The organism is Clostridium algidicarnis (assembly GCF_000703125.1).
Taxonomy (GTDB): Bacteria; Bacillota; Clostridia; order Clostridiales; family Clostridiaceae; genus Clostridium_L; species Clostridium_L algidicarnis.
Window position 1 is genome coordinate 1,694,868 of sequence record NZ_JNLN01000001.1, and the last position, 22,144, is coordinate 1,717,011.

Genomic DNA, 22,144 nt, shown 5'->3' on the forward strand with positions numbered 1-22,144 from the left:
TTTATTTTATCTTTGCTCCAGGATAAAAATTAGGATCATTAAAAAATTCATCTTTTAGTTCTTTTACTTCATGTCTCATTAATACAATTCCTATCATATTAGGTATAACAACAAGAGCTAATAACAAATCTAATATAGAAAATAAAGATTCAAGAGAACCAACTGCTCCCCATATTATGGATATAATACAAAGTAGCCTAATAAACTTTGAAAATTTTAATCCAAAAAGTGATTCAGCCATCTTTTCACAATAAAATGTTATTACAATGATTGTGGATAATACAAAAAGTAGTAAGCTTATTGATATAATTATCCCACCTAAGTTATGACCAAATGCATTTTGAAAGACTAGTGCTGGCATTGAAGCTGCCTTATCTGCAGGTAATTGTTCCCAGACACCAGTAGTTAAAATTGCTAAGGCTGTCATAGTACATATTACAAGTGTATCTACTATCACTTCAAATACACCCCATAAGGCTTGACGAACTGGATGATCTGTAATAGCTGCTGAATGCGCTATTGGAGCACTTCCCATACCAGCCTCATTTGAATAAAGACCTCTTGCCATACCCCACCTTATTGTTGAGGCTATAGCAGAACCACCAAAGCCACCTATAGCAGCCATAGGAGAAAATGCACCTTTAAAGATCAAAGAAAATACATGAGGAAGATTTGAAATGTTCATTATGATAATAATCATAGTTGAAATTATAAATATTAATGCCATAAAAGGAACCAATCTTTCTGTTACTTGGCCAATTCTTTTAATGCCACCATATACTACTAGGGCAACTAATGATGCCATTACAATGGCTGTTATAATCTTTGGTATTCCTATAGTTTCTACAGTTTGACATACTGAAAGGGATTGTGCTGAAATAGATGGAATTATTTCAAGCATAAAAAAGAAGGAACACATCACACCTAATATTGGAGACTTTAATCCCTTTTTCAAATAATATATAGGACCTCCAACATATTCTCCTAGATTATTTTTTTCTCTATACTTTATGCCAAGTATAATCTCAGAGAATTTAGTAGCTTGTCCCAAAAGAGCAACTACCCACATCCAAAATATTGCTCCAGGACCACCTAAAGCTATTGCAACAGGAACACCTACGATGTTTGCAGCACCTACAGTAGATGCTAATGCTGAACACGCTGCTTGAAAGGGGGTTATAGTACCTTCACCAGTAGGCTTTTTAAACATTTTTCCAAAGGTTTCCTTTAATATGAAAGGTAGATATCTAAATTGAAAAAAGCCTAGTGTAACAGTAAGAATAATACCACCACCTACAAGTAAAATTAGTAAGGGCGGACCCCAAATAAAATCTGAAATTTTACCTATGACTTCTAGTAAGTTCATGTATAACATCTCCCTTTTATTTTATTACTGATTAAGTGCGATGGACTTATTTGTGTATACTATATATTATAGTAATTATATAAGTATACACCATAGTAGTAATGAAATATTGTCAATTAAACCTTGTTTATAAAATAATATTATTGAGGTAGAAGTAAATTCATTTTGATTAAAGGATTATTTTTATAGTATATTATAGAAAAGTTAAAATAAGAATAATAGGTCAAAATAAAAATATGGCAACTACTTAAGGTGACTTTTTTAAGTAGTTGCCATATTTGGAGTATATAAATGTTAAAATTAAAGTAAAAACCTAAGCTGTGAAGCTGTCGTAATAGCAACGACAATCGTTAGAGTCGTTCACATCATAAAATTTAGCGAGGCAATGTACAAAATCTTCTTTTGACATGCCAGATTCTTCTGCTAAATGCTTAACCTGATTTAATATTTCTTCGGAAATCTTAAAAGTACCGTTACTCATAAAAACATACCTCCAAAAATTATTAATAATATACAAATATCTAATGCAAATATACTATTTAGCCATAAAAAAAGATATTGTATATCACATTTAAACGTTATCATATATATAGTATACTATATTAAATATAAAAATGCCACAAGTTTTAAAAAAATATGATCATGAAAGTAAAAAATATTATATAGAAACTTCATTAACAAAAAATAAGCGATATTAAAATTAAAATATGATTTAGCTAAAATTACCAGGAATATTAATTTGTATTATGCACACAATATTATTATAGAGAGGTGATTCCGATGGAAAAAGATTTTAAGTATGATTATTTAGGCTTATACCGAAAATGATTTTAAAGTCTCCATATATTCACTAATCTTGTGGCCAGGGAGTAGAAATATTCCCTGGTCTTATTTAATTAAATGTTTATAAAATATATATTTAATTATGATACTTATTGTAGTAAGATTATGATATACAACAATAGAAAATTAAGTTTTAAAGGTAGTTATATATTATAAAAAAATTCAAACTTAATAATATATAATAAAAAGGAGAGTTCAATATGATAAATTTTAATTATTCAATTCCAACAAAAATATTTTTTGGAACAGATCAGATAAATGTTTTGGGAAAGCAAATAAAAAATTATGGTTCTAAGGTTCTACTTGTTTATGGCGGTGGAAGCATAAAGAAAAGCGGACTATATGGTAAGGTTGTGGATATTTTCAATAAAAATGACATTAGTTTTTGGGAACTTCCTGGTGTAGAGCCAAATCCAAGAATAACAAGTGTAAGAAAAGGTGCAGAAATTTGCAAAGAAAATAATATAGATATTATACTTGCTGTAGGTGGAGGAAGTTCAATTGATTGTTCAAAAGTTATAGGAGCAGCTGCATGCTATGATGGAGAACCATGGGACTTAGTTATAGACCCAAGAAAAATAAAAAAGGTTCTTCCAATTGCAAGCATACTTACATTATCTGCTACAGGATCTGAAATGGATGCAGGTGCAGTAATTACAAATTTAGAAACTAATCAAAAACTTGGAACAGGTCATAAAGATATGGCTCCTAAGTTTTCGATTTTAGATCCAACAAATACATTTACTGTTCCAAAGAGTCAAACAGCAGCAGGTACAGCAGATATAATGAGCCATATTTTTGAAGTGTATTTCAATAATACAAAGGGAGTTTATCTTCAAGACAGAATGGCAGAAGCATTACTTAAAACTTGCATAAATTATGGACCAAAGGCCATGGAAAATCCTGAAGATTATGAAGCTAGATCTAACCTTATGTGGGCTTCAAGTCTTGCAATAAACGGTCTTTTAACTTATGGAAAAGAAACAAACTGGAGTGTTCACCCAATGGAACATGAGTTAAGTGCATTTTATGATATTACTCACGGTGTAGGGCTTGCAATATTAACACCACATTGGATGGAATATGTTTTAAATGATGATACATTAAATAAATTTGTGGAGTATGGAGTTAATGTTTGGAATATTGATGAGAATTTAGACAAATATGAAATAGCACATAAGTCAATAGAAGAAACAAAGAAGTTCTTTATATCTTTAGGTATACCTTCCATATTAAGAGAAGTTGGTATAGAAGAAGAAAAGTTAGAAGAGATGGCAAAGCAAGCAACTGTAAGAGGCAGTCTTGGTAATTTCCTACCTTTAGATTCAAAAGATGTATTAAGTATATATAAAGCAGCTTTTTAATAAAAGATTATAGAGTAAGACTTATAAATATATAATAAATATAAAAACACCTAGGATTAATATTATCCTAGGTGTTTTTAATGTGCATATTAATGGAATAATTTCAATATATTTAAGAGTGCCATATTATAGCCTATATTTAATAATGAATAAGCTTATAAAATGGGCAATGTGTAAATAGAAGGAGGTGAAAATTATGACAAGGCTACAAGTAGTAAAAGCTATATCAGTGTTTTTAATAATGACGTTGGTGATAATGGGCACAAATACTTCTATACACACCAAAGCTTTAGAAAATAACGAATCCATAGAAGTTGATAAAAAGTCCAAACTTTTATCTCCTTGTAATAGGGAATATGAAGTTGAACTAAATGTAAAAGGGAAACTTCAAAATATTAAACCTGTAGATACCGTTCTTGTAATAGATAGGTCAGGAAGTATGGATGGGAATAGATTTGAAAATGGAAAAAACGCAGCTAAGGAATTTTCAACAAAGATTATTTCAGATAACCCTAATAATAGAGTGTCTATAGTAAGCTTTGGTGATTTGGGAAGAGTGAATTTAGGACTTACAAATGACTTAAAGACTATTAATAAAACTATAGATAATTTAAGAGCCAGTGGTAACACAAATATTTATGATGGACTAGTAAAAGCTAATTCAGTATTATCTAAAGAAAATAGGGATTCAGTGAAATCTATAGTGCTATTATCTGATGGAATAGCAAATGAACCTTGGTATAATAGACCAATTCAAAATGCTATAGATGAAGCTGGTAAATCTAAAAAAAATAACTATCTTTTATTTACTGTAGGGCTTTTTAATAAAATGGGAGATACAGAAAAAATCACTGCTGTTAATACTTTAACTTCTATAGCTAATAAAGGTAATTATTATGACTCATATTCAGAAAATATGCTTACTGAAATCTATTTGAAGATAGCAAGTTTAATTAACTTTGCAGCTAAAGAAGTTGTAGTTACTGATGTTTTATCTAAGACGGTTAGAGAAAATTTTGATTTAAACCTAGGTAGCTTCAAACTTGATGGTGTAAGTATTCAGCTAGATGGAGCAGAAAACCGAATTTTATTTGATGCTAAGACAGGAACCATAAGTTGGAACTTAGGTACAATAGGTGAGGAGAGTAAAACCCTTACTTATGTTATTAAGGCTAAGGCTTCTTATGAAGGAAGTAAGGGTGAGTTTATTGATACAAATGAAAATGCCAAAGTTAAATATCAGGATACTTTGGGTAATAATAAAGAAAAACTATTTCCAGTGCCTTATATAAAGGTTCCAGGTACTTTAACAGCTATTGCAGGAGATGACATGACTATATATGAAGGTGATAGTATAGTTCTAGGTGGAAACCCTGCAGCTACAGGTGGATTTGATAGTGAGATTAATTGGACTACCCTTGAAAATAAAACTGTAACCTGGGACAAAGATAATTTAAATACTACAGGGGAATATAGCTATAAATGGTCAAGTAGAAATCCAGGTGAATCTACGTGGATAGAATTTTCATCTCTTGAAAATCCAAAAGTTAACCCTTCAAATAGTACTGAATATAAGTTAGAAGTAAAAGACACCTTTGGAAAATGTATTGCTACTGATGAAGTTAATATAACCGTTAAAAGAGTTGGGGAGGTTAAAGTTAAGGTTGTGGTTTTAGATGAAGATAATAAAGATATATCTGATAGTATAATAGATGAATTTTATCTAAAAGCTGAGGGAATAAACAATCAAAAGTGGAATATTATAATGGAACCAAAGGAAGAAAAGATATACAAGGGCCTTGAACTAGGTGATTATAGCATATTACCTGATTATATATCAAAGTATTATAATCTTATAAGTATAAAAGATATTTCAGGTAATGACATAACCTCAAAAGGAAAGATAACACTGTCAAATAATAATAGAAAAGAAGAAGTAATAGTAACTCTTAAGATTAATAAGACAGGTGGATTTACAGATAAGGATATTATAGATAATGAATTTCCAGTGATTAAATAATAGGAGAGATATATATGGAAATAGATAAGAAAACACCGACAATAAAAACAATTTTAAATATAGTGGAAAATATAATAATTGTATTTTTATTATTAATTACAGTAATTCTTTCTTACTTGGCAATATGTAACATTGGCAAAGATAAGCCACCAAGTGTTATGGGATATAGCATTTATATAGTTTTAAGTGGAAGTATGAATCCTAGCTTTGACACAGGTAGTTTAATTGTATCTAAAAGTACTCCTGTAGAAGATATCAAGGTTAAGGATGTTATAACCTTCAAAGATTCTAAAAGTGAAGATGCTACAACTCATAGAATTGTGGAAATTAAAGAAGATGACAATGGTGTTTCTTATATAACAAAGGGTGATGCAAATGAGGTAAATGATCCTAAATATGTACCTTACGAAGATGTTCTAGGAGTTGTAAAGATGTCCATCCCCAAAGTTGGTGGGGGTATGAAATTTTTAAATGAAAAGATTGGAGTTTATATATTAGCACCACTTATAGGTGGGATACTGATAATACATGAATCCATAAAAATAATAAAAGTTATTAAAAAAGATAAGAGCTTTAAAGAGTAAATATTAAAAATAAAAATTAGGGGGTATTCATTATGAAAAAGAAATTAATAGCTAGCCTATCAGTGGTTACAATATCAGTTGCGCTAATAGCAGGGGGAACATTAGCATGGTTTACAGGAAATGCTAAAACTGATGGTAAGTTTAAGGCAGGTACAGTTGCAGTTGGAATAAAACAAGGTGAAAAAGATGTAAATGGTGAAAAATTAGAACTAATCAAAAATTGGAATCCTGGAGATTCTAACGTGTTTAATTTTGATGTTCCAAATCTTGGGACTAAAAGAGCGTATGTAAGAGTAAAGGTTACTAAAATGAACTGGGATAAGATGGGTGAAATGATTGGGAATGTAAAGTTAAGTCCAGACTCTAACTGGGTAATGGGAGAAACCAAAACAAATGAAGGTCAAGAACATACTTATTATTATTACAAAGAGATATTAGATGGAAGTAAAGATAAAGATGGTAATGATATGACAGCAGAGAAGGCACTTATGAAGTTAAAGGTTGAATTAGATGGAGAAGGAACTGGAAATGACTATCAAGGAGATACCTTTAATATGAAGTTAGATGTAGAAGCTATACAAGCTTCTAATGATGCAATATTATCTGCATGGAATATTTCTGATGCAGTAAAAAGTGAACTAGAAGGATATAAAGCAAAGTAATATTTAGATAATAGTATATGACCATTATCGTACTAATAATATAATGTTGTAATTAGATTTATATTAGAGGAGGTAATGGTCAAATTTAGAATATAACTTAAGTATAGTTTTAAAATAAATCTAAAAAGGAGGGAGCTATGAAGAAGAAAGGTGTAATTTTAACATTTACACTAGTTATAGTAACTCTTTTAATCATCGGTGCTAAGTTTAATACTGTGGCATATTTTACAGATGCTAAAGAAACTGAAAGTAGTCTTAAAGCGGGAACCGTAGATATAAAGATTATAGAAGAATTTAATCCTCCGGTAAAGGATATTCAGATAAAGAATATGGGTACAAAAAAGTCATATGTAAGAGTTAAATTAATACCGGTTTGGCAAGAAGAAATAAATGGTCAGTGGATAGATACCTCTTTAAGTTTAGAAAATGTAATTATTAATATGGGTGAAATTTCAAAGGAGAAGTGGATTTTTTCTGAAGACTTTTATTATTATAAAGGTATTTTAGAATCAGGGGAAATTACAACTCCAAAACTTAATATTAATGTAGACTATAAAGAAGATAATATTTCAGATTATAAAGGAAAGAGATTAAAATTAAGGGTTTATGCAGAAGGGGTGCAGTCATCTAATGAAATGTATAAAAGTATATGGAATTTAAATTCCCTTCCATGGAATTAGAGGAGGAGGATTATGAAGAAAAATTATAAAATTGTTATAAAATTATTTATTTTAATATCTTTTTTTATGATTGCACTTGTAAAGACCCAGGTATATGCACAGGTTATTGAATTAAATAGTGATTCAAATGGATTTAATATAAGCTCTGAAGACTTATTTGATATTAAAGATATTGACCCAGGAGATATTGAAACCTCTAAAATAACTATAAAAAACTCACAGGATAATAATATTAAGTTGTATTTAACCCATAAAAAAGACAGTGAAATAGATATAGAAGGAGACTTATTTAAACAGCTTCAAATGACTGTGGATTATGATAATGAAGAATTATATAGTGGAAGTTTAGGCGACTTCTCAAAGGAAAACTTGTATTTAGGGGATTTTCAAAAAGGGGAGAGTAAGGATATAGATATTAAGGTGTATCTTCAAGGACAAGAAACGGATAATAAGTATCAAAATAAATATATTAAGTCACAGTGGATATTTACAGCAAATGTAGATGAAAATCAAAAGGTTGAGCAGCCTAAGGAAAATAACATTTGGGGACTTCCTAAAACAGGCGGCATAAGTTTAATTACATTTTGCATAGCTGGTATAGCTTTAATACTAGTTGGAGTGGAAAAAATATTAACAAATAAAGAAAGAACAGATGAAACTAACTTCTAAAGATTAATAAAAACATAAGATTTAGAAGTTGATTAAGAATGAAAGTTAAAAGGGACCTAGACGCTTATTCTAGTCCCTTTTTAATTGTAGGTATATATTTATTAGTAAAGATATAATTTTATATGCTATAATATATTAAATATTATAGAGCAAAAAGACAATATTTAATATATTATAAATTAAAAAAATAGGAGTATATAAAGAAATGAAAGAACTTAATATTGATTTAGATTTACTTTTAGAATCATTTTCAATTAATGAAGATGAGCTAGGGAAAGAATATTTAGATACTAATACAGGTGAGGTTATCAACATTCCTTCTGAATTAGAGGGTATAGCTAAAGGAAGCTTTGAAGAATCAAAATTAGAAGATTGGCAAAAAGAATTGGTAGAAGAGGCATTTAAAATTAAAAAAGACAACAATGGTAGATACATAATTATACCTACTATTCCAGAAGACTATATAAACAATGCTATGATAAGTTTTGTAAATGAAAATATAGTTTCTAAGGAGATTGAAGATAAACTTAAAGAGGCTTTAAGTGGTGATTCAGCCTTTAGAAGTTTTAAAAGTGTATTATTTGAGAATCACCATGAACTGGATAAGTGGCATGAATATGAAGAGCATAAATTAAAAGACTATGTCATAAGTTGGCTCTTTAATAATAATATTCTAATAAGATAAAGGGATCTTGAAAATATTCAAGGTCCCTTTTTTTTTATGGAGAAAGATTAGTTTTCAAATATATGAAAAGATGTAGACAAAGCAAATTTAATATATTATGATATAATTAATTAACAGATAAAACCTTTAACACCACAACGTAGGCATAAGGTTGATATGAGCAAGGAATATAAATGTATGTATTTGTTTTAATGGAGTCATCATAATAAATAAATGACATATATATATTATATAGTGAAAAATGCTTCATGTATATGAAATATGGTAAGGCTCCACACTTATATTTTACCTCAAATTTAGAGTCGTGGTATAAGTAATACAAATAGAGAAATGAGGTAAAAGATTATGATGGATGATGTAGGTAAAAAGATAAAGGAATTAAGAACTAAAAATAATTTAACTCTTAAAGATTTAAGTGTTAAATCTGGAATGTCTATTGGGTTTTTGTCCCAATTAGAAAGAGGATTAACAACTATAGCTATTGATACCTTAAGTAATTTAGGAGAAGTTTTAGGTGTAGATTTATCTTATTTTTTATCAAGTCCAAATCAAAGCAAAAAGCCAATAATTCGTAGTTATGAAAAAGAAGTATTCCAAATAAATAGCAACCAATTTATATATTATAATTTAACTAATGACATAGAAAATAAGGAGCTTTTGCCAAGATATATAGAAATACTTCCTACTAATAGTAAGGAAGATGTTGAAACTTATAATCACGAAGGTGAAGAGTTTATATATGTTATAGAAGGTATACTAACATTAGTTATTAACCATGAGCAGTTTGAATTATTTCCAGGAGATAGTGCTCACTACAGTTCTAAAACCTTTCACAACTGGTCTAACCATACTAGTAAAACCGTTAAGCTTATAGCTGTTCACACACCTAATATTCTCAAAAAGTAGAGAATGGTGCGACATTTAATTAAATAATTAGTGGGGTTATACTAGGACTTATTCAATAACACAGGGAGTTATTGTTACATATTTAACTTACGGGAGGTGATTTCATTGACTTTAGCAACTACAATAAATATCCAAAAGTTCTCCGTACACGATGGTCCGGGAATTCGTACCACAGTTTTCTTAAAAGGATGTCCTTTAAATTGTTGGTGGTGTCATAATCCAGAAAGTCAAAATATAAAACATGAAATCCTGTTTTTTAAGGAGCGGTGTACTGGGTGTGGTGTATGTATTAAAAGATGCCCTGAAAATGCTATTGAAATCAAAGGTGGGTATCCAGTAACAGATAAACACAAATGCATACTTTGCGGAAAATGCTCAGACTTTTGTCCTACAAGTGCTAAAGAATACGTAGGAAAAGATGTATCAGTTAAAGAGATTATGAAAGAAATTATAAAAGATCAAGTATTTTATGAAGAATCAGGAGGGGGAGTAACATTTTCAGGTGGAGAGCCCATGTTATATAAAGATTTTTTAAATGAAGTATTAAAAGCTTGTAAAACTCGAGGGATTCATACAGCCATAGATACAAGTGGTGAGGCATCCTTTGAAAGTTTTGATGAAATAAAAGATAATGTAGATTTATTTTTATATGATATTAAAATCATGGATACTAAAAGACATAAAAAATACACAGGGGTTGGCAATGAACTAATTCTTGAAAATTTGAAAAGGTTATCAAAGATTGAAGCTAATGTATTAGTTAGGATACCTATTATTGCAGGTATTAATGATGATGATTTAAATATAGATGAGAGTGTTACTTATTTATCAAAATTAAACATAATAGAGGTTAATTTATTACCATATCACAAAATGGGTATGGATAAATATAAAAGATTAGACATGAAGTATAAGCTATCTGGCATGGAAAAGCCATCTGATGCAAGGATGGAAGAAATAAAAAATAAATTTATCAAGGCAGGTATTAAAGTAAAAATAGGAGGATAATAATTATGATAACTGGCAGAGTAAAAAGATTAAGAAAAGAGAGTTTAAATGCAGTTCCTCGTATTTCTATGGAAAGAGCACAGGTAGTAGATAGAGTATATAAACTTTACGAAGGTAAGGTTCCTATACCAGTTCTTAGAGCTTTAGTGTTGAAAGAATTTATGTCTACAAAGAAACTTTGCATAAATGAGGGTGAATTAATAGTTGGAGAAAGAGGTGAAGAGCCAGCATGTACACCTACTTATCCGGAATTATGTTGTCACACTACTACGGATATGGAAATAATGAATAAGCGTGAAAATATATCCTTTAAGGTCAAAGATGAAGATGTAAAGATTCAAAAAGACGTTATAATTCCTTTTTGGGAAAAGAGATCAATAAGACATAAGATATTAGAAAATATGACAGAAGAATGGAAAGCTTGTTATAAGGCAGGTATATTTACAGAGTTTATGGAACAAAGAGGTCCTGGACATACGGTTTGTGATGATAAGATATATAAAAAAGGATTCTTAGATTTTAAAAAAGATATTGACGAGTCCATAAAAAGTCTTGATTTTAACGAGGATAATGAAGCTTTAGATAAAAAGAATCAGTTGGAAGCTATGAGTATAGCTTGCGATGCAATAATGATACTAGGTAAACGTTATTCTGAGTATGCAAAAGAACTTGCAGAAAAAGAAACTGATTTAGTAGCTAAGGAAGAGCTTCTTGAAATTTCTAAGGTGTGTAGTCATGTTCCAGCAAATGCTCCAAGAAACTTTAGAGAGGCGCTTCAAATGTATTGGTTCGTTCATCTTTGTGTTATTTCTGAATTAAATCCATGGGATGCTTATAATCCAGGAAGATTAGATCAACATTTAAATCCTTTTTATGAAAGAGAAATTGAAGAGGGTACATTAACTCATGATGAGGCAGAAGAACTATTACAATGCTTTTGGGTTAAATTTAATAATCAACCTGCACCACCAAAGGTTGGAATAACATTAAAGGAAAGTGCAACCTATACAGACTTTGCTAACATTAATGTAGGTGGAGTGAAGATTGATGGGTCAGATGGAATTAATGATGTAAGTTATATTCTATTAGATGTTATAGATGAAATGAAACTTTTACAACCAAGTTCAAATGTTCAAATAAGTAAGAAGAGTCCACAAAAGTTTGTTAAAAGAGCTTGTGAGATTTCAAGAAAAGGATGGGGTCAACCATCTATGTTTAATACTGATGCTGTAATTCAAGAACTTATTAATGCAGGCAAATCTTTAGAAGATGCTAGATGTGGTGGAAATAGTGGATGTGTTGAAACCGGTGCCTTTGGTAAGGAAGCATATATTCTTACAGGATACTTTAATTTACCAAAGATATTGGAAATAACTTTAAATAATGGTATTGATGTTATGACTGGTGAAAAGTTAGGAATTGAAACAGGAAATGTTAATGAACTTAAAACTTATGATGAACTATTTGAAGCATACAAAAAACAACTTAAGCATTTTATTGATATTAAAGTAAGAGGTAATAGGGTTATTGAAAGAATATATGCAACTATGATGCCAGTACCATTTCTTTCAATTGTAACGTCTGATTGCATTTCCAATGGAAAAGACTATAATGCAGGTGGTGCTAGATACAATGTTAGTTATATACAAGGTGTCGGCATAGGTACAATCACAGATGCTCTAACAGCTATAAAGTATCAAGTATTTGATAAAAAGAATATAACTATGGATGAATTGGCTGAAACATTAAAGGATAATTTTGAGGGCCATGAAGATGTGTTAAAACTTTTAAAAGACAGAACTCCTAAGTACGGAAATGATGATGACTATGCAGATGACGTAATGAAGGAGATATTTGAAGCATTCTTTAAAGAAGTAGATGGTAGGAAAAATGGTAAGGGTGGAGTGTTTAAAATAAATATGCTCCCAACTACATGCCATGTTTATTTTGGATCGGTTATAGGAGCAACTTCAAATGGAAGAAAGGCTTATGTTCCACTTTCAGAAGGGATTTCACCAGAAAAAGGGGCAGACTTAAAAGGGCCTACAGCAGTTATTAAATCAGCAGCTAAGATGGATCATCTAAAAACAGGTGGAACTTTGTTAAATCAAAAGTTTACACCATCCGTTGTAGAGGGAGAAAAGGGTCTTAATAATATGGCAGATTTAGTAAGGTCATACTTTAAATTAGATGGACACCATATTCAATTTAATGTAGTGAACAAAGAAGTACTAATAGAGGCACAAAAAAGCCCTGATGAATACAAAAATCTTATAGTACGAGTTGCAGGATACAGTGACTATTTCAATAATCTTGATAAGGTATTACAAAATGAAATAATTGACAGAACTGAACAAACCTTTGCATAGTGTAGCTCTGTTAAAATATAAGGGGATGTAATTATGAAAAAGACAATAGGATTTATAGGATGTGGAAACATGGGACTTGCTATGGTGGGAGGAATTATTAAAAGTAATATAGTTTCTTCAGATAGCATAATAGTTGGAGATTTAAATGAGAAAAGTTTAAACGCAGCTAAAGAAAAGTATAATATTAATACAACTACTGATAATAATGAGGTTGCTAAAATTTCAGATATATTAATATTATCCGTAAAACCAAATTTATACAAGGTGATAATTAATCAAATAAAAGATGTAGTAAAAGAAGATGTAATAATTGTAACTATTGCAGCGGGAAAAGATATTAAGGGCACAGAAGAAACATTTGGGAGAAAGTTAAAGGTAATTAGAGTAATGCCTAATACTCCAGCACTTGTTGGAGAAGGTATGTCTGCAATATGTCCTAATGACATGGTAACTAAAGAAGAATTAGAGTATATGGTTACTATATTTGAAAGCTTTGGGAAAGCAGAAATAGTTGGTGAAAAATTAATGGATGTGGTAACCGCTGTAAGTGGATCAGCGCCAGCTTATGTGTATATGTTTATAGAGGCTATGGCGGATGCTGCAGTATTAGATGGCATGCCAAGGAACCAAGCTTATAAGTTCGCAGCTCAAGCAGTATACGGGTCTGCAAAAATGGTATTAGAAACAGGGATGCATCCAGGAGCTTTAAAAGATATGGTTTGTTCTCCAGGTGGCACAACCATAGAGGCTGTAGCAACTCTTGAAGAAAAGGGACTAAGAACAGCAGTTATTTCAGCTATGAGAAACTGTACTAAAAAGTCTATTGAGATGTCTAATTTAAAATAAGGTATGCATTTATGGAAATAATTAAGATGCTGTTAGAAGTTTAGAATCTTGTTTATATAACTTAAAAAAAACTCCTTTGGGAGTTTTTTTAAAGTCGTTAATATATTGTTAATATATAAAGAGTAAATAGAAGTTAGACCTTATAGCAAGGAGCTAGATTGCTTATATAAAAGTTAACAAGTTTTGAATAAACTATTAAATATATTAAAATAGATATAGAAAATTAAATAAGACTAAATCAACTACGAATTTATAAGATTATATAAGTTAAAAGGGAACCAGGTTAAAATCCTGGACGGTACGGCCACTGTATTTGGGGAGCTACTTCAATGTTATTATAAAGTCACTGGAATTTATTTTTCTGGGAAGGCGGAAGGATGCTATGAACCATAAGTCAGGACATCTAACTAGTTGAAAGTGTAGTAGGGGCCTTCCGATTAAAGGTTTAACACAAGATATTAAGATTTCTATATAAGTTTACTATTATACTATAAGTATATTTATATAGGGTTTGTATATATTAGTTAAACCTTAGCCTTTAAAGCTAAGGTTTTTTATTATTATAGAATAATTTTAATGCACCTATTCACAGTGAAAAGCTAAGTGATAGGTGCATTTTGCTTTTAACTAGGACCTTTTATATAAATAACATAAATTTAGGTAAATGAGTTTATCTAATAAGGAGGTATTAAAAACTGAAATTAAAAAATCGTTTTAATCTTAAACAAAGAAAGGGTGTTAGTATGAAAAGAAATAAATTCCAATCTTTAAGTATCGTTTTAATTTTTTCTATACTTTTAAATATCATATCATATGTTCCGGTTAAAGCTTTGGCAGAAGACAAGGAAGATTTAATAGAAGAAGCTATAGAAACAACAAAAGGTAATATAAAGTCACTTTCAAAGTATGAAGATAATGATACATTAGCCTTAAATTTATTAGGGGAAAATATAGATTCAAATAAAATAAATATTTATGAATATAAGAGTCTTAAAACTTATCCAAAGAATATTATAAATTTAGTTGCAGCAGGTAAGAATCCTGAAGATTATGAAGGCAAAAATTATGTAAAAGAAGTCTTAGATGGACAAACAGAAAGTGGACTTTTTGTAGTAAATAATGAGCAGGAAGATTCATATCCTGAAAATATGGCAAATGCCATTATTGCAATGGACATGACTAAGGCTGAATATAATAAAGTATCAGCAGTTAAGTTATTAATGAGCTTTGCAAAAGAATCTGAAGAAGGTAAGAGTTTTGATGACAATGTTGTAAAAACATCTCTTGCAATAATTGCTTTATCTTCACATAAAGATGTAGAAGGTGTTAATGCGTTAATTGAAGAGTTAAAGGAATATTTAAAAAGTGAACAGCTTTATGATGGTAGTTTTTCAATTAATTCTTTAGCAGATGATGATTCAGATTCAGAAGGAAATGCAGTAGCTACAGCTATGGTAATACATGCCCTTGTAGCACTTGGGGAAAATCCACTAGAGGATGAATGGGTTAAAGATGGTACAAATCTTTTAACAGCTCTATTATCTTTTAAAGAAGAAGACAAGTTTATATTCAATAGTACTTATAGAAAAGTTTCAGAAAATGAAGCCACATCTCTTTCAATACTAGCTTTAAAGAGTATGGAAACGGGCAAGTCAGCATATAAGACAGTAAAGCAAGAACAAAAAGAAGCGAATTCTATAGAGATAGTAGCAGCTAATACTTCTATTAAAGAAGGTAAAACTCTATCTTTAGAAACAAAGATTTTAGATAAAGATAAAGATATAGTACAAGGTAATGAAATTATATGGACTATAGATGATGAAAATATTGCATCCATAGACGAAAAAGGTATATTAAAAGCTAAAATTCACGGAACAACTAATGTTCATGCTTTGATAAAAGGGAATGAAGATATAAGTAGTGATATAAGTATAAGTGTGTATTCTCCTGTAGCAAAATCTATAGAAATATTAAATACTGAAGAATCTATAGAAATTGGAGATAGCATACCTTTAAAATCTATGGTAAAAGACCAGGATGGCGAAGATATTAAAAATGCAAATTTGATTTGGAGTGTGGATAATAAAAAGCTAGCTTCAATTGATAACGATGGATTTTTAAAAGCACGCAAAGAAGGTATTATAACAGTATTTGCACAACTAGATAATGATCAGAATATAAAGATAGCAAAAAGCTTTAATATTAAAAAGCCTAGTTCATTAGAAGACATAAGTGTGGAAGATAAGGCAAAAATAAAAAATGAAATCGAAAATTTAAAGAAGTTTTATGAAATGGAAACTGTAGAATCTATGGTTCCAATTGCCTTAAGTAAGGTTAATGTAGATCAAAAGATATTAGACAAGGTTTATATAAAAATAGGAGAATCTTCGTTGATATATGCTCAAAATATATTGGCATTGGTTGGTTCAGGGAAAGATCCTAAAGCTTATAAAGGGAAAGATTATATAAAATCGCTAGTTAAATCCCAAAGAAAAGAAGTTGGAAAGTTTCAAGGCCAATTCATAATGAATGAAGAATTAGATATTGATGCGCCTGCTATACTAGCATATTCTATAATAGCTTTAGAAACTGCAAAAGCTGATTATGATAAAGAACTTGCTATTAATGCATTAATAGATTTAATACTTAATAATAAAAATACAAGTAATACCTATAGCAATATAGAGTCTAATGGTATGGCCCTTATAGCATTAGCTTCTCACCCTGAAATTAAAGGGGTTGATAATGCTATAAGTACAATTATTACTACAATGAAAGCTTCGCAAAAACCTGACGGAACCTTTGAATCAGGTAATAAATCAAGGGCTTTAGCTATAGTAATTCAGGGCTTAGTTGCGAATAATATAAATCCTCTTTCTAAGGAATGGATTAAAGATAAAAGTATGCTAGATGCACTTTTGAAATTTAAGGCAGCACCAAGAGGTAATAATAAATATGGTGGCTTTGCAAAGTTTGAAGGTGGAGCATATGAAATGGTAGCTACGTCACATGTAATTGGGGCATTAGTTGACCTATATTATGGACAATCAATATTTGAAATAAAAAATGATTCTATGAGTGAAATAAAAGAACCAGCAGTTATATCAGTTGAAGGCGTAAAAGAAGGAAAGATATATACAGAAACTATAAATATAGATATATCAACAGATGAAGGAACCTGGAAGTCTACATTAAATGGAAAAGATTTCTTAGGTGGCGATATAAGTAAGGCAGGGAAATATACGCTGAAAGTTGTAGCAGAACTAGAAGGTGTTAAATCAGAAAAAGAAGTTAGCTTTATAGTAGACATGCCTCCTTATGAAAAGATAAGGGTAAGAGTTGAAGGTAACAAAGAGACTTTATTTAATAATATTGTAGAGTCAAGCATTTCCCAAAGTAATGTTCTTGAAGTCTTAATGAAGGCTGTAGGCAAAGAAAATGTTAATGGAACCGGAAATGGAGAAGGGTACATAGTAACTGGAATACTCGGAGAAAATCAAAGTGAGAATCTTGGGTGGAGTTATTATGTAAAAAGAGGCTTAGATATTAGACAACCTATGATAGGAGCAAGTGGTTTTACTAATATAAAAGATGCACAAGGAAAATTTAATTATGATGAGATAGTATTTTATATGACTCATTATGAATTTGACAAAGAGTTTAAACTATATACAGATATACCAGTAGTATCATTGAAGTCTTTAGATGAGAATCACGAGGTAACTGTGTTAAAGCAAAAAGATAAGACAGCTTTGAAAAACATTGATGTTAATATCGAAGGTATTGGAAACTTTAAAACTGATGATAATGGGAAGGTTAATTTTAAAGCACCAAATGCTATATATAATATAAGGATTGGTAAAAGAGATAAGCATATAGACGTTGTACCAAACACTTATGTAGTATCCCTTCCGGTAGAGGAACAAATTTTAGAGACAACCTATGATGAAAATAAAGTGGGTGAAGGTATTAAAGATCCAGTTGTAAAAGATATTACAATAGGTATGGATAAGGATGGAAACATTTCTTCGGATATATTTGAAAAGTCCCTAGGAAAGAGTAAAATTTTAAAATTCATAAATAAGGATATGACATGGGAATTTCAAACAAAAGACATAAAAAAGGAAAATATAAAGGCTATAAATATTGATTTAAATAAAGATAGCCAAAACAAAGAATCTATTTTAAAAGATTATAATGATGCTAAAATATTATCCTTTAAAGATAATGGAATATTACCAGCTAAAGCTAAGATAACAATGAAGTATGATAGTGTGAAGCCTGTTTATTTATATTATTATAATGACGATACTCATAATATAGAAAAGATTAGTGGACCACATACATCAAAGGATGGATATATAGTATTTGAAATAGAACATTGTAGTGATTATTTCTTATCTAGTATAGATTCAGATAAAAAGCTAGAAGTAAAACTGGAAGATATCCTAATGGAAATCACTAGATATTATGAAAAAAAAGACGTTTATAGTTTTAGAGAAGCATTAGGATTACGCAATATATCAAAGAATATAAATGTAAAAGATAAGATAGAAGTTTTTGAAGTGGACAATGTTAGTGATGCTATAAATAACATAATTTCTATTATTGCAGCAGGAGAAAATCCAAAAGATTACAAGGGTAAGAATTATGTTAAGATGCTTAAGGATTCACAAAATGAAAATGGCGCATTTGTAATTTCAAATGGTGATGAAGATTGGCCAACTTTGCAAGCATTTGCAATGATTGCACTAGATATGTCAAAGGCTGATTATGATAAAGAAAAGGCTGTGAATTATATAATATCTATGGCAAAAGACGGTCATTATTCGGATGTAGATACTACAACTATGGTTATGACAGCATTGGCAAACCATAAAGATATAAAAGGGGTAGAAAAAATAATAAATTCTTCTATAGAATATATAAGTAGCATGCAATTAGAAAGTGGCGGATTTGAATCTTATGGAAATGAAAATCCATATACATTATCTGCAGTGATACAAGCTCTTATAGCAAATGAAGAGGATATCTTCTCTAACAAGTGGATTAAAAGTGGTAATACACTTTTAGATGCACTTTTGACATTTAAAACTGGTGATCACTTTGAATTTAAGAGTGAGTGGGGAACAGAAAGTAAAATGAGTACTGAACAAGCAATACTTGCTTTAGGAGATATATATAACAAAAAATCTGTTTATAAATCTATAACTCTTTTAGGAAATGAAGCAGAAGCAGAAGAAGTAAAAGATGTGAAAGATGATCAAAAAGATAATAATACAGAAGTAAACAATGAATTAAAAGACGAGAAAAAGGATAATGTTACTGAAGTAAAAGAAGAGCAAAAAGATAGTGTTACTGAAGGGAATAATGAAGTAAAAGAAGAACAAAAAGATAATAATACAGAAGTAAACAATGAATTAAAAGAAGAAACAGATAACACACACGTGGAAGATGTAAATGCTAATATTAAAAAGACAGACAATGTTAATATAAAAGAAAATGCAATAAAGATTCTTCAAGATGGAAAATCTGAATCTAAGATTGATACAAAAGAACTTGTTAAGACAGGTAACATCATAGGATTTGAATCTTTGATAGTAATATCAATGATTATGATTATAGCTGGAATAATAATCATAAAAAAACAAAAGAAACAATCTGTAATTTAATGTAAGCACCTCTGGGGTGCTGGAAATAAAATACATACTGATAAAGTAACTTTATCAGTATGTATTTTTTATTTAGGTAAATATTTCATTTAGACTTTAAATCGATCTGTTTCAATGTTTAATTTTTCTGAAACTATATTAAGGTCTGATGCAAATTTTGATACAGTTTCAGAACTTGCGAGTATTTCTTCGGAGGAAGCTGAAATTTCTTCCGAAGAGGCGGAAGTTTCTTCTGCTACAGCGGTAATGGTGTCTATCTTTTCTAATATTATATCTTTTGATTTTAATGTGGATTTTAAAGCGGTGTTGGTATTATCCACAAGTGGAGATATATTATGAATTGAAGATAGTATATCGTTAAAAGCACTTAAGGTATCATTCACTATTTGATTTTGATTTTCAACTGTAATGATAACCTCATCTGAAGTTGTAATTACGTCTGTAGTTTCATTGCTTATTGATTTAATTAATGTCTGTATCTTTTCTGTGGAATCTTTCGATTGTTCGGCTAAATTCCTTACTTCTTCGGCAACTACTGAGAATCCTTTTCCAGCTTCACCAGCACGAGCGGCTTCTATAGCAGCATTAAGTGCTAAAAGGTTGGTTTGATCGGAAATACCATTTATAACATCTGTTATATTCCCTATTTGTGAAACACTTATATTTAAACTGTTAATTTTGTTAACCATAGTTTTAAAAGAAGTATTTACATTGTTTATAGATTCTAAAAGTAAGTTTATTTGATCTTTACTAACTACAGCTTTTTCTTCTGTAAGAATAGAACTATCTTTAACTTCAGTAACCTTTTTTTCAATAACTTCTAATTCTTCAGCTAGGCTGTACATACTAGTAGAAATATCTAGAAGATCATTAGTTTGCTGGCTTGTACCATTTGCAACCTCTTGAACTGCCATGGTTACTTCTCCAGTGGCTAAAGAAGTCTGTTCTGAAATAGACTTTAAATTAGATGCCATATCATTAACGGTTGATGTATTTTCTTTTATAGATGTAATTGCAACTTTTAAGCTTTCACCCATATGATTAAAGCTATTGGCTAATATACCAATCTCATCATTACTATGTATATCTATTTTACTGTTTAGATTACCATTAGAGATATCTGTAGAAGCTAAAACTAAATTAGATAATGGTTTAATAATACTTCTAGATATTTGAAACATTATTATTATAGCTATTGCAAAAGATATTACGCTAATAATTAGTATAAATGAAATAGTATCATAGATAGTTTTGTTAAGATTATCCATGGAAAGGCCTATACTTACTGCACCTACATGGACCCCATTTTTATTTACGGGTACTATAACATTGTAAACATTTAAATCATCCTTGTAATTCTGTATAGATGAGTAAGTACTTCCATCAGTTATAGATGATTTGATTTTTTCATCGTCTAAAGTTGAGCCTACTTCATCTTTATCACTATGAGCTATTATTTTTAAATTATTATCCATAAATGCACCATAAACTATGGCATTATCCTCTACTGTAGTATCTAGTAATGTTTGGATTTCAAGATCGTCTGTTAACTTTTGGATGTTATTAGCAGCGATACCAAGCTGTATTATGCCACCATCGGCAGTTCTTACACAACCATATTTATAGTAATCTCCAGTTTCACGGCTCTTTCTTATATTTTCAATTAAAAAGTTTTGATCACCTTTAAGCACAGGATAGTATATATGATCTTTATCAAATGAAAGTCCTATATTTGCAGGTATGTTAGAATAAATTATTACACCAGAAGGGTCTGTTACAGAGATTTCATCTACTTTAAATTCTTTTCCTATAGAAAGTAAATAGTCGTTATTAACAGAGCCCATGTTAATAGAAATAAATGAACCTAAATTTTTAATTTTATCATCTATAGTTTCATTTAGAATATCTAGAGCAAGGCTATTATTTTCAACTTGCTTAGAAATTTGAGTACCTATGTTTGACCCATCCACTTCCATCTGGGATAATAGTTTGGATTTTGAAATTATCACAGAGCCAGAAGCTAGGCACGCAATTATTATAAAGATTATAATAATTGGAACTGTTAAAATTTTAAATCTTATAGACTTAACCTTTTTCTTAGTTTTGGTCATATAATTAACCCCCTTATTTAGTACATGTTTATATGAGAATTTTATCATATAATGTAAGGAAAGTCATTAATTAAGGACGATTTTCAAAAGATACAATAATTTTCATATTAATGAATATAGTAAGGAGATATTTACTACAAGTTTTAATAAGTTTAAAATTATTTTTAATATGTTTAAACTTATTTCTAATAAGATCTTAGACTTGATGAAGGTTTAGAAAAAGGATTAACAGTAATAAGCATTAAATTTATTCATTGTGCTATAGTTTATGGTATAATTTTATAGGGTAAATAATAGAAAATCTAAATATAAGTAAATATTTAGGGAAATATAAAAAGGCATACTGATATATATTTACT

Annotated in this window: 15 protein-coding genes and 1 riboswitch; of the genes, 12 read left to right on the top strand and 3 right to left on the bottom strand. The window is 29.9% G+C overall.

What is annotated here, in order from left to right; all coding sequences use genetic code 11:
- Position 1: 1 nt before the first annotated feature.
- The gene (locus BV55_RS0108265) at positions 2-1,366 is read right to left on the bottom strand and encodes an alanine/glycine:cation symporter family protein (RefSeq protein ID WP_029452359.1); all 1,365 of its coding nucleotides are present in this window, start codon (positions 1,364-1,366) and stop codon (positions 2-4) included.
- A gap of 313 nt (positions 1,367-1,679) precedes the next feature.
- Complete coding sequence (locus BV55_RS15585) at positions 1,680-1,847, bottom strand: ribbon-helix-helix domain-containing protein (protein ID WP_146076370.1); 168 nt, start codon at positions 1,845-1,847, stop codon at positions 1,680-1,682.
- 562 nt (positions 1,848-2,409) lie between these two features.
- Between BV55_RS15585 and BV55_RS0108275 the strand changes: the two genes are divergently transcribed.
- The 12 genes from BV55_RS0108275 to BV55_RS0108330 all read left to right on the top strand — a co-directional run bounded on the left by BV55_RS0108275 (position 2,410) and on the right by BV55_RS0108330 (position 19,674).
- A complete protein-coding gene (locus tag BV55_RS0108275) occupies positions 2,410-3,573 on the top strand; it encodes an iron-containing alcohol dehydrogenase (RefSeq protein ID WP_029452360.1) in 1,164 nt (387 codons plus the stop codon).
- A 196-nt stretch (positions 3,574-3,769) separates the two neighbouring features.
- Positions 3,770-5,593 carry a vWA domain-containing protein gene (locus BV55_RS0108280; RefSeq protein WP_029452361.1) on the top strand — a complete coding sequence of 608 codons (1,824 nt, stop codon included), beginning with the start codon at positions 3,770-3,772 and terminating at the stop codon, positions 5,591-5,593.
- Between the two features lie 14 nt (positions 5,594-5,607).
- Complete coding sequence (locus BV55_RS0108285; protein ID WP_029452362.1) at positions 5,608-6,177, top strand: signal peptidase I; 570 nt, start codon at positions 5,608-5,610, stop codon at positions 6,175-6,177.
- 32 nt (positions 6,178-6,209) lie between these two features.
- Positions 6,210-6,839 carry a TasA family protein gene (locus BV55_RS0108290; RefSeq protein ID WP_029452363.1) on the top strand — a complete coding sequence of 210 codons (630 nt, stop codon included), beginning with the start codon at positions 6,210-6,212 and terminating at the stop codon, positions 6,837-6,839.
- A gap of 137 nt (positions 6,840-6,976) precedes the next feature.
- Positions 6,977-7,519: a hypothetical protein gene (locus BV55_RS0108295; RefSeq protein ID WP_029452364.1), complete on the top strand. Its 543-nt coding sequence runs from the start codon at positions 6,977-6,979 to the stop codon at positions 7,517-7,519.
- Between the two features lie 12 nt (positions 7,520-7,531).
- A complete protein-coding gene (locus tag BV55_RS0108300) occupies positions 7,532-8,188 on the top strand; it encodes a hypothetical protein (protein ID WP_029452365.1) in 657 nt (218 codons plus the stop codon).
- A gap of 205 nt (positions 8,189-8,393) precedes the next feature.
- A complete protein-coding gene (locus tag BV55_RS0108305) occupies positions 8,394-8,873 on the top strand; it encodes a UPF0158 family protein (RefSeq protein ID WP_029452366.1) in 480 nt (159 codons plus the stop codon).
- Positions 8,874-9,218: 345 nt separating this feature from the next.
- Entirely contained in the window at positions 9,219-9,779 is a 561-nt protein-coding gene (locus BV55_RS0108310; RefSeq protein WP_029452367.1) for a helix-turn-helix domain-containing protein, read from the top strand.
- A gap of 105 nt (positions 9,780-9,884) precedes the next feature.
- Positions 9,885-10,787, top strand: a complete 903-nt coding sequence (locus tag BV55_RS0108315) for a trans-4-hydroxy-L-proline dehydratase activase (protein WP_029452368.1) — start codon at positions 9,885-9,887, stop codon at positions 10,785-10,787.
- A 5-nt stretch (positions 10,788-10,792) separates the two neighbouring features.
- Complete coding sequence (gene hypD, locus BV55_RS0108320) at positions 10,793-13,156, top strand: trans-4-hydroxy-L-proline dehydratase (protein WP_029452369.1); 2,364 nt, start codon at positions 10,793-10,795, stop codon at positions 13,154-13,156.
- A 33-nt stretch (positions 13,157-13,189) separates the two neighbouring features.
- Positions 13,190-14,002, top strand: coding sequence for a pyrroline-5-carboxylate reductase (gene proC / locus BV55_RS0108325; protein ID WP_029452370.1), 813 nt, complete (start codon positions 13,190-13,192; stop codon positions 14,000-14,002).
- Positions 14,003-14,236: 234 nt separating this feature from the next.
- Positions 14,237-14,423: riboswitch (cobalamin riboswitch) on the top strand.
- A gap of 322 nt (positions 14,424-14,745) precedes the next feature.
- On the top strand, positions 14,746-19,674 hold the full coding sequence (locus tag BV55_RS0108330; RefSeq protein WP_029452371.1) for an Ig-like domain-containing protein: 4,929 nt from the start codon (positions 14,746-14,748) through the stop codon (positions 19,672-19,674).
- An 89-nt stretch (positions 19,675-19,763) separates the two neighbouring features.
- Here BV55_RS0108330 and BV55_RS0108335 read toward each other — a convergent pair whose 3' ends face one another.
- Positions 19,764-21,785: a methyl-accepting chemotaxis protein gene (locus tag BV55_RS0108335; RefSeq protein ID WP_029452372.1), complete on the bottom strand. Its 2,022-nt coding sequence runs from the start codon at positions 21,783-21,785 to the stop codon at positions 19,764-19,766.
- Positions 21,786-22,144: the final 359 nt, after the last annotated feature.

Coding starts and splice junctions, on each gene's coding strand:
- BV55_RS0108265 (WP_029452359.1), bottom strand. CDS start 1,366: ATGAACTTACTAGAAGTCATAGGTAAAATTTCAGATTTTATTTGGGGT.
- BV55_RS15585 (WP_146076370.1), bottom strand. CDS start 1,847: ATGAGTAACGGTACTTTTAAGATTTCCGAAGAAATATTAAATCAGGTT.
- BV55_RS0108275 (WP_029452360.1), top strand. CDS start 2,410: ATGATAAATTTTAATTATTCAATTCCAACAAAAATATTTTTTGGAACA.
- BV55_RS0108280 (WP_029452361.1), top strand. CDS start 3,770: ATGACAAGGCTACAAGTAGTAAAAGCTATATCAGTGTTTTTAATAATG.
- BV55_RS0108285 (WP_029452362.1), top strand. CDS start 5,608: ATGGAAATAGATAAGAAAACACCGACAATAAAAACAATTTTAAATATA.
- BV55_RS0108290 (WP_029452363.1), top strand. CDS start 6,210: ATGAAAAAGAAATTAATAGCTAGCCTATCAGTGGTTACAATATCAGTT.
- BV55_RS0108295 (WP_029452364.1), top strand. CDS start 6,977: ATGAAGAAGAAAGGTGTAATTTTAACATTTACACTAGTTATAGTAACT.
- BV55_RS0108300 (WP_029452365.1), top strand. CDS start 7,532: ATGAAGAAAAATTATAAAATTGTTATAAAATTATTTATTTTAATATCT.
- BV55_RS0108305 (WP_029452366.1), top strand. CDS start 8,394: ATGAAAGAACTTAATATTGATTTAGATTTACTTTTAGAATCATTTTCA.
- BV55_RS0108310 (WP_029452367.1), top strand. CDS start 9,219: ATGATGGATGATGTAGGTAAAAAGATAAAGGAATTAAGAACTAAAAAT.
- hypD (WP_029452369.1), top strand. CDS start 10,793: ATGATAACTGGCAGAGTAAAAAGATTAAGAAAAGAGAGTTTAAATGCA.
- proC (WP_029452370.1), top strand. CDS start 13,190: ATGAAAAAGACAATAGGATTTATAGGATGTGGAAACATGGGACTTGCT.
- BV55_RS0108330 (WP_029452371.1), top strand. CDS start 14,746: ATGAAAAGAAATAAATTCCAATCTTTAAGTATCGTTTTAATTTTTTCT.
- BV55_RS0108335 (WP_029452372.1), bottom strand. CDS start 21,785: ATGACCAAAACTAAGAAAAAGGTTAAGTCTATAAGATTTAAAATTTTA.